The 9,262-nt window shown below is 67.4% G+C and carries 6 protein-coding genes; 4 read left to right on the plus strand and 2 right to left on the minus strand.

The window, feature by feature from the left end:
• Nucleotides 1-150: 150 nt before the first annotated feature.
• On the minus strand, nucleotides 151-1,332 hold the full coding sequence (locus tag AB0M65_RS38450; protein WP_364039734.1) for an aminotransferase class V-fold PLP-dependent enzyme: 1,182 nt from the start codon (nucleotides 1,330-1,332) through the stop codon (nucleotides 151-153).
• Nucleotides 1,333-1,564: 232 nt separating this feature from the next.
• On the opposite strand from AB0M65_RS38450, the gene AB0M65_RS38455 reads away from it, so the two are divergent.
• Nucleotides 1,565-3,424, plus strand: coding sequence for an AMP-binding protein (locus AB0M65_RS38455; protein WP_364039717.1), 1,860 nt, complete (start codon nucleotides 1,565-1,567; stop codon nucleotides 3,422-3,424).
• A 355-nt stretch (nucleotides 3,425-3,779) separates the two neighbouring features.
• Nucleotides 3,780-4,436: a maleylpyruvate isomerase N-terminal domain-containing protein gene (locus AB0M65_RS38460; protein ID WP_364039720.1), complete on the plus strand. Its 657-nt coding sequence runs from the start codon at nucleotides 3,780-3,782 to the stop codon at nucleotides 4,434-4,436.
• 52 nt (nucleotides 4,437-4,488) lie between these two features.
• Here the strand turns inward: AB0M65_RS38460 and AB0M65_RS38465 are convergent, their stop codons facing one another.
• The gene (locus AB0M65_RS38465; RefSeq protein WP_364039723.1) at nucleotides 4,489-5,382 is read right to left on the minus strand and encodes an SDR family oxidoreductase; all 894 of its coding nucleotides are present in this window, start codon (nucleotides 5,380-5,382) and stop codon (nucleotides 4,489-4,491) included.
• 371 nt (nucleotides 5,383-5,753) lie between these two features.
• On the opposite strand from AB0M65_RS38465, the gene AB0M65_RS38470 reads away from it, so the two are divergent.
• Nucleotides 5,754-6,968, plus strand: a complete 1,215-nt coding sequence (locus tag AB0M65_RS38470) for an MFS transporter (RefSeq protein ID WP_364039726.1) — start codon at nucleotides 5,754-5,756, stop codon at nucleotides 6,966-6,968.
• A 473-nt stretch (nucleotides 6,969-7,441) separates the two neighbouring features.
• The gene (locus AB0M65_RS38475; RefSeq protein WP_364039729.1) at nucleotides 7,442-8,890 is read left to right on the plus strand and encodes a GGDEF domain-containing protein; all 1,449 of its coding nucleotides are present in this window, start codon (nucleotides 7,442-7,444) and stop codon (nucleotides 8,888-8,890) included.
• Nucleotides 8,891-9,262: the final 372 nt, after the last annotated feature.

Genomic DNA, 9,262 nt, shown 5'->3' on the forward strand with positions numbered 1-9,262 from the left:
CCGCTTCGGTGAGAGTTCGTGCGCGGCGCGCGGTGTGTCATGAGGGGTCCCCATAGGACGAAATTTGTCCTATGGGGACCCCTCATGACATACGGGACGACGACGAGACAGAAAGTTCTCTGGAGACGACGTACGCCGCCCACCCGATACTTAACTCTGGAGTTCCCGCAGCGTCGTGACGGCGCGCAGCACCTCGCCGAAGGTGGTGTAGAGCGGCGCCAACCCGAACCGCAGCACGTCGGGCGGCCGGAAGTCCCCGATCACGCCGCGGTCGATCAGGGCCGCCATCGTCTTGGCCGCGTCGTCGTCGGTGATCGAGATCTGGTGCCCGCGCCCGGCGTCGCGTGGGGTCAGGATCGTGGCGCCGCCGAGGAGTTCGTCCGCGCACCGGAAGAAGAAATCACCGAGCGCGAGGCCCTTTTCCCGCAGCAGACCGCGATCGACGCCGTCCCAGACGTCGAGCGCCGCGTCCAGCGCGAGCAGCGACAAGATGTCCGAGGTGCCCGAGCGGCCACGCGCGATCCCGGCGTGCGCCTCGTACGCGCCGCGCATCGCGAACGGATCGCGGTCCCCGGCCCATCCGGCCAGCGGCTGATCGAACCGGTCCAGCCATTTCGTTGACACATAAAGGAAAGCGGGCGAACCAGGGCCGCCGTTGAGGAATTTGTAGGTGCAGCCGACGGCGAGGTCCACCCCCGCCGCGTCGAGTTCGACCGGGAGCGCGCCGACGCTGTGGCAGAGGTCCCAGAGCGCCAGCGCCCCGGCGCGGTGCAGTGCCCCGGTCAGCCCGGCCAGGTCGTGGGCGCGTCCGGTGACGTAGTCGACGTGGTTGATCAGCGCGACGGCCGTCCGCTCGCTGACCTCACCCGGCATCTCCTCGGCGACGACCCGGCGCACCGTGCGTCCGGTCAGCCGGGCGGCCTCGTCGGCGATGTAGCCGTCGGTCGGGAAGGTGTCGGCGTCGACGAGGATCTCGTCGCGGCCCGGGTTGAGCCGGACGGCGGCGACCAGCGCCTTGAACAGATCCACGGTGGTCGAGTCCGCCACGACGACCTGCCCCGGAGCGGCCCCCACCAGCGGCGCGATCCGCTCGCCGACCCGCACCGGCGCTTCCCACCAGCCCTCGGACCAGGACCGGATGAGCCGCCCGCCCCACTGCTCGCGGACGACGGCGGCGAGCCGCTCCGCCACGTGCTTCGGCGGCGCGCCCAGTGAATTGCCGTCGAAGTAGGCGACGTCCGCGTCGAGGTCGAACTCGTTTCGCTTGTGCGCCAAGGGATCAGCGGCGTCCAGCGCCGCGGCCTCGGCTACGAGATCAGTCACGGCGGTAATCGTCGGCGAGTGTGTTCCAGAAGTCCAGCCCGAACCTCACGTGGCCGCGAAGTCCTTTTCGGACAGCCATCCGGCGTCGAGCGCCGCCCGGCCGGTCCGTGTCGGCGACTGACGCGCCGAAAACGGAAAAGGTGGACATTTCGCGTAGCCCAACCGTGGCCGCGATTCTCTATCCAGCGCTGACCAGAGCCCCTACAGTGTGGCTGATCAGGCAGCATCGAGGAGGCCAGCGTTGACCACCCAGCCGACCGTCGCCGAGCAGATCGAAGGCCAGACCATCCCCGCCCTGCTTCACCGCAACGCACAGGAGTTCGGTGAACTGCCGGCGGTCACGTCACTCGACATCGAGGGCAAGCCGACCCTGAACTGGGGCGAGTTCCGCACCGCGATCGCGGAGGTGTCGCGCGGGCTCGCCGGGCTCGGGCTCGGCACCCGCGACCGGATGCTGATCATGGCGCCGAGCAGTCCCGAACACCTGATCGCCGACCTCGCCGCGGCACATCTCGGCGCGATCCCCTGCACCGCGTACGCGACGCTCAGCCCGGAGCAGATCGGGTTCGTCGCCCGGCACAGCGCCGCCGGCATCGTCGTACTCGCCGGTGCCGACGAACTCGGCCGCTGGTCGCAGGTCCTCGACGACCTCCCCGCGCTGCGGCATGTCGTCGTCCTCGACGAGTCCGTGATTCCCGCGGACGACAAGCGTTTCCTCTCGTTCGCGGACTTGCGCGCGGCGGGCGCCGAGGCGCACTCGGCCGATCCGGAGGCGTTCGAGACGGCGTGGTCCGCGATCACCCCGGACGACCCGCTGTCGATGATCTACACCTCCGGCACCACCGGCGACCCCAAGGGCGTCGTGCTGTCCCACCGCAACGCGATTTACCAGGCCAGCGCGGTCATGCGGCTGCACGAGTCGCCCATGCACGCCACGAACATCGCGTATCTGCCGCTCGCGCATATCGCCGAACGTGAACTGTCGATCTACATGCCGATCGTGTGGGCCGGGCACGTGCACACCGTCGGCAACCCGGCCGGCGTCGTCGGCGCGCTGGGCCAGGTGCACCCGAAGAGCTTCTTCGGTGTTCCGCGGGTGTGGGAAAAGATGGTCGCGGGGCTCAAGAATTTGCTCGGTTCGCTGCCGGAGGACAAGCGGAACGGGCTGATCGGCGCCAACGAACTACTGCAACAGGGCTACAAACTGCGCAGTGACGGCAAGGAGGTTCCGCCGGAACTGGCGGAGAAGATCGCGCGGACCGACGCGGCCGCACTCGCGCCGGTGCGGGCCATGCTCGGCCTGGACCTGGTCGAGGTCGCCTCCGGCGGCGCCGCCGCGCTACCGGTCGAGATCCTGTACTTCATGGCCGGGCTCGGCGTCGAAATCCAGGAGGTCTGGGGCCTTTCCGAGACCACCGGCGCGGTCACCTCCAACACGCTGTCGGACTTCAAGGCCAGCAGCGTCGGCCGCCCGCTGGAAGGCATCGAGGTGAAGGTCGCCGAAGACGGCGAACTCCTCGTCCGCGGCGCGATCGTTTTCCTCGGCTACCTGCAGGAGGACGGCTCGATCAAGCCGGACGTCGACGCCGACGGCTGGCTCGCCACCGGCGACATCGGGACCATCGACGAACGCGGCTTCGTCACGATCACCGACCGCAAGAAGGAACTGATCATCACGTCGAGCGGGAAGAACATCGCCCCGACGAAGATCGAGGGCCTACTCAAGGAACATCCGCTGATCGGGCAGGCGGTCGCGATCGGCGAGAAACGGCCGTACGTCACCGCTCTGATCGTCGTCGACGACGAGATCGCGCCGGGCTGGGCGACCGCGAACGGCATCCAGCTCACCGAAGGCGAATCGCTCGCCGACAACGCGCAGGTGCGCGCCGAGATCGAGAAGGCCGTCGAGGCGGCGAACGCGCGGCTGGCGCGGATCGAGCAGATCAAGCGGTACCACGTGCTCCCGAAGGCGTGGACGCCCGAAAGCGGTGAGGTGACCCCGACGCTGAAACTGAAGCGGCGGATCATCAACGACCGGTACGCGCCGTCGATCGCGGACCTGTACCCGGCCGACGCCCCCGTGCCGACCGCCGGTTCCTGAGGCAAGCCAAGTCGCGACCGGCACTTCGGGTTCTTGAGAAGTAATCCAACGTGACGTGGTGCCTGGCCCACTGTGACCAGCCTGTCCGCCGGGCCCGCACCCAGGGCGAACCCGAAACTCGCGTGCTTGAGCCCGTAACTTGGTGTGCGCGGTCTGAGCACGCGAGTTACGCCTTCAAGCACGCGAGATCCGCCTTCAAGCACGCGAGTTACGCCTCCAAGCACGCGAGATCCGCCTTCAAGCACGCGAGTTACGCCTTCAAGCACGCGAGTCCCTTCCACGGCTGCCCCACCTCGCTCGGCCCAATCCCCGAAAGGGCTCGCCACCAGGGCACCGCCGCTGCTAACTTGCCGCCGTGGATCTCTTCTCCCGCTCTTGGGCGGCGTTGCTCGCCGCCGTCGCCGAAACCCCCGACGAAGACTTCGCCAAACCGTCCGGCTGCGCCGGCTGGCTGGTGCAGGACCTGGTGTGTCACTTGGTGATCGATGCCCAGGACGTCCTCATCACCCTCGCCACCCCCGCCGAAACGGAACCGACCCGCAACGCGGTCACCTACTGGGAGGTCGGCAGCACGCCACCCACCGGCGAGGATCCGCTCGACGCGCTGATCGTCCGCCTCGCCGCCGCGTACCAGGACCCCAAGCTGCTCAAGTTCCACCTCGACGACGTCGGTTCGGCCGCCGGTCGCGCGGCGGAACTGGCCGATCCCGGCATGCGGGTCGGCACCCGCGACGTCGTCCTTTCCGCGGGCGACTACCTGAGCGCGTATGTCCTCGAATGGACGCTGCACCACCTCGACCTGGTCGCACATCGGTCGCAGGTCGCCGGACCGTCCGACGCGAGCCTCGCCAAGACGCGGCAGATCCTCGAACAACGCACCGGGGAGAAGTTCCCCGGCTCGTTCTCCGACACCGACGCGCTCCTGGTCGGCACCGGACGCCGCGAAGCGACCGACGCGGAGAAGACCGAACTGGGCGAACTGGCCGCGAAGCTACCGTTCGTCGTGGGCTAAGTGGTCGGTTTCGGAAGTCCTTCGGGTCTCGACGGACTTCCCAAACCAGCCACTAAGCGGTCCGGGTCGACTCCGTCCACTTCCGCAGCCGGGGCGGGACACGCTTTTCGAGGCCGTAGTTCTCCAGGTGCGCGCTGAAGACCTCGTCGAAGGCGCGCTGCACGGTCTCGGTGTCCCAAACCGGCCGCTCGAGAATGGGCTGCTTCAGGTACGGCTGCCCCATGATGTGCAGTTGCGGCCCGTTGCACCGGATCATCTGCCCGGTGATGCCGTCGGATCCGGCGCCGAGCAGGAACAGCACGACCGGCGCGATCCGCGACGGCGTCCGGTCCGGCGGGCACGACCGCAGCGATCGTTCGGACTTCCACACCATCCGGGTGTGCGCGAGCGGACAGACCGCGTTCACCCGGATCCCGCTCTCCTCCAGGTCGAGCGCCCACGAGTAGGTCAAGGACGCGACGGCGCCCTTGCTCGCCGCGTACACGCCGAGTTTGCGCTGCCCGAGCGACGCCCCGGACGAGATGTTCACGATCGAGCCCGGCTTCCCCCGCGTCACCATCGCCTTGATCGCGGCCAGCCCGGTGTACATGACGCCGAGGACGTTGACCTCGACCAGCTCACGAGCCTGCTCGACGTCGTCCTCCCACGGCAACGCCTCGTAGTTCAGGCCCGCGTTGTTGACCAGCCCGTCGATCGCACCGAACTCGGTGAGACAGAGATCGACGATCTCCTGCGCCTGCCTCGGATCCGCGACGCTGTGCCCGCTGGCGACCGCCCTTCCCCCGAACCGGCGGATGTTCTCCGCCGTCCGCACCGCCAGTGCCTCATCGATGTCGTTGACCACCACGGCGCCGCCCGCGCGCGCCACATGCACCGCGAACGCCTCGCCGAGACCCCGCCCTGCCCCGGTCACGACAACGGCCTTGTCGTCGAGCAAACCGTTCATCGCCTTCACCCCTTTTGCCCGGCCGGCCTCCACCTCCAGACCGGTCTCACTTCAGTGTTGGCCCATTCGGCCCAACCCGGACTCCGGCGGCGACGAACGGCAGCCCGGGTGCGCCGAGCGAGTGCGGATCGATCGGCGCGCGGATACCCGCGGACGAGTCAGCCCGGCGTCACCAACCGGTCAGACGGCGTAACTCGATCGGCGCAACAGTCGAGGGATTCGCCGGACTTCTATTCGTCTCCCTGTAGCCAGAGGCATACTGAACGTCGAACAGCGGGTCATTTACTGTGACTCCCTCGACGGCCACGTAACAGGGCGCGCGAGAATGCGAGGGAGCTAAGTTCACCCGATCGGGGGGAGGTGGTCACGCAGTGGAGACGAACGCGGCACCGCGGATGACCGCCGCACTGGCGAACCGCGAGTTCCGCGCACTCTGGCTCGCCGAAGTGCAGTCCCTCATCGGGGACCAGCTCACCATCGTCGCGCTGGCGATCCTCGTCTACGACCGCACCGGCTCCGCACTGCTGTCGGCGGTGGTCTACTCGCTGACCTTCCTGCCCGCGCTGGCCGGCGGCCTCGGCCTCTCCCAGCTGGCCGACCGCTACCCGCGCCGCACCGTCCTCGTCTTCGCGTCGCTGATCCAGGCCGTGCTGATCGCGATCATGGCGATCCCCGGCACCCCGCTCGCCGTGCTGTGCGGGCTGGTGGTGCTGGCGCGCCTGGCGAACGCACCCGGCAACGCCGCGCAGAACGCGCTCACCCGCGAGGTGTTCACCGACGACGACCTCTATCTCAAAAGCCAGGACATCCGCGGTATCTCCACCAACACCGCCATGCTGCTCGGCCTCGCCGGCGGCGGCCTGCTGGTGTCGCAGGCCGGGGTGAGCTGGGCGCTTGCGCTCGACTCGGCGACGTTCCTGCTGAGCGCGGCCTTGGTCCGGCTGTGGGTCTCCCGGCGCGCGGCGGCGTCCGATGGCACCGGCAGCTGGTTCGGCGCGGTGAAACGCGTCTTCGGCAACCGTCACCTGCGGGTACTGGTCTGGTTCTCGTGGCTGGTCGGCCTCGCCGTCATCCCCGAGGGGCTCGCCGCACCGCTCGCGGCGGAGATGGGCGTCGGGAAACAGGCGGTGGGCTGGCTGCTGGCCGCGGATCCACTGGGATTCGTCATCGGCGCGTTCCTGCTGTCGAAATTCGTCTCGGCGGAACAACGGCGAAAGTTGCTGGGTGTGCTCGCGGCACTACCAATGGTCGCCCTGATCGCCTTCGTGCTCAAACCGGGACTGATTCCGGCATTGCTGCTCTTGGCGGCAGCGGGGGCGGCGGGGGCGTACCTGATCACGGTGAGCGCCACGTTCATCACGTGGGTCCCGAACGAGCTTCGGGGTGGTGCGGGTGGGGTGTACCGCACGGGGTTGCGGGTAGCTCAGGGAGTAGGGGCGGGACTCGGCGGGCTCGCCGCCGATCGGCTCGGGTCCGCGACTTCGGCCATCGCCTTGGCCGGTGTGGTCGGCCTGCTGCTGGCCGTGCTGGTCGCATTCAGCTGGGGGCACATCAACGGATCCAGTCCGGAACCGCTGATGTCATGAGGAATCCACACTGGACGACCCCTGGGGCGGCACGGCCACCCGGCGGGTTCGTACTCGGAAATCTCGACGACGGGTCACTGCTGGAACACCTGGGTCCTCGGTACAGGGACGAAAAGAAACGGCTCTGGATCAGAAGTCACGGCTCGACACGGTCACACACCTCCCGGGCACCTCGTTGCGAACTAATACCTTGCTCGGGCTCAGAAGTCACGACTGGACACTATCGGTCACCCCTTCCACACGGCGTCTCGAAAAACATTCAGCTGTCAAGATCAGAAATCGCGGGACACGATTGCCACCTCCGGTCCGTGTGCGCGGGCAAGGCGAGTCGGGGGCACACCCGCACAGCCACCCTTGCCGGTGTCGAACAACTGATGCGATGGGATGATACCGGCCTTGGAATACGAACGGTGTCTCAGTCGGTACCGGTGAGATTACTCAGCCGTGCCGTCCGCGCGGAAAAGAGGTAGCAATTGCCAGCCGAGACCGGCGACCGTCGCCAGCACGGCGACGGCACCGGCGATCTTGACGAGCGAGCGGGCCGGTCCGCCGCGGCGAGCGGTGTGCCGGTGACCGAACGCGGGCAGGCAAGCCCGGAAGGTGACCAGGCCGAACCCCCGCAACGCCATCCGTACGACCCCAGGGCGTGGGCGCTGTGGCAGCGGCCGAAGCGGTTCATCGCGTTCCTTTTCGCCATGGAAGCGATCGGAATCGCGATCATGGTCGTCGCGACGATGAATTCCCCGACACCGGAAAGAACAGACTTGGTCCGTTTCGCCATTCTCGCCGTCGGGGCGACAGCGCATATTCAGCTGACCCAGCGGCAAGAAGAAAGGCGACGCGACCGGAGTCGCACCGTCCTCATCGACCTCACCGCCGTCTGGACCTTCCCGGCCGCGGTGATCCTGCCGCTTTCATTGACACTTTCCATTATCGCACTCGTGCGGATCCAGCATTGGTTCATCGCCCGCCGTCCCGCGCACAACTTCGTGTTCTCGTCGGTCACCCACGGCGTTTCGGTGACTTTGGCATCGCTCACCTTCGACGCTTTCGGGCCGCATGAATGGGGTCTGATTTCCGGCTGGGGCACCCTCGGCGAATTCGGCGTCCTGATCATCACCGGGATGGTCTTCGAAGCGGTGCAGATCGCCTACATCGGCGGCATCCTCGCGATCAGTTCGCCGAAGCGGCCGACGGTGTCGACCGTGCTCGGCAATACGGCGGACAACCTGCTGGAAGCCATCACGATCGGCCTCGGCGCGGTGACCGCGGTACTGCTGTTGATCATGCCGCCGATGGTGATCGTGATGGCCGTGGTGACGGTGGTGTTCAATCGCCTCGCCGAGATCGACCAACTGCAAAACGACGCGCGGACGGACCCGAAAACCGGTGTTCTCAACATGCGCGGATGGTCGGAGTCGGCCGATCGGGCACTCGGAAGGACTGCCCGATCGGACGACAACCTGGCACTTCTGATGATTGATCTCGACCACTTCAAGTGGATTAACGACACATATGGACACCCCGCGGGCGACGACGTCCTGCGTGATGTGGCACAGAAATTGGACGAGGTCACCCGGCCCGCCGACCTCGTCGGCCGCTTCGGCGGCGAAGAATTCCTCGTACTTCTGCCGGATATCGACGAAACCGCCGCGAAACTCGCCGCCGAGCGAGTGCGTAGTGCAATCGCGGAACTTCATATAGTGACTACCGACAAACGCGGCAGCCGGGTCACCATCTCGGGCCGGACGACGTCGATCGGGGCCGCTCTGTTCCCCCGCCACGGCGAAACCCTGGAGGAACTCCTGCACGCCGCCGACGCCGCCGTTTACGTGGCCAAGGAGAACGGCCGGAACCAGGTGCGGTTCGCCCAGGACCTGGACCGATCCGCTCCTCCGCCTCCCTCCGCCGAGGCCTCTTAACACCCCCTTCGCCGCAAGACCGCGCCCCGCAAGCCATCCCCGGCGCACCGGGCCGTGCCTGGTCGGGTGTCGTGAGTGAAAGGTCTCTTGCCTAGGTACAGGAAGGCCCCCTTCCTGTACCTAGGCGCAAGGAAGGGGGCCTTCATGTACTGGGGGAAGGTGTGAAGGTCGAGTTTCCTCGGCTCAGCCGAGGGAAGGGGTCCTTCACGCGCCGCCGTGGTGACTGGTGGTGCTGCGGGGGCTCGTGATGGCCTTCCGGGACCGGTGAGGGGAACCTTGAGGGACTCTGGGTCCCTCAAGGAGTCCTCCAAGGACCGGCCACTACCCAGCTCACCCGCCGTAGATACCTAAACACCCTTCGTTAGAACGACC

Origin of the sequence: Amycolatopsis sp. NPDC051071 (assembly GCF_040682875.1) — a bacterium.
GTDB lineage: Bacteria > Actinomycetota > Actinomycetes > Mycobacteriales > Pseudonocardiaceae > Amycolatopsis.

Bases quoted from the DNA above. Each gene is read 5' to 3' on its own strand.
- AB0M65_RS38465 (WP_364039723.1), bottom strand. From the start codon at position 5,382: ATGAACGGTTTGCTCGACGACAAGGCCGTTGTCGTGACCGGGGCAGGG.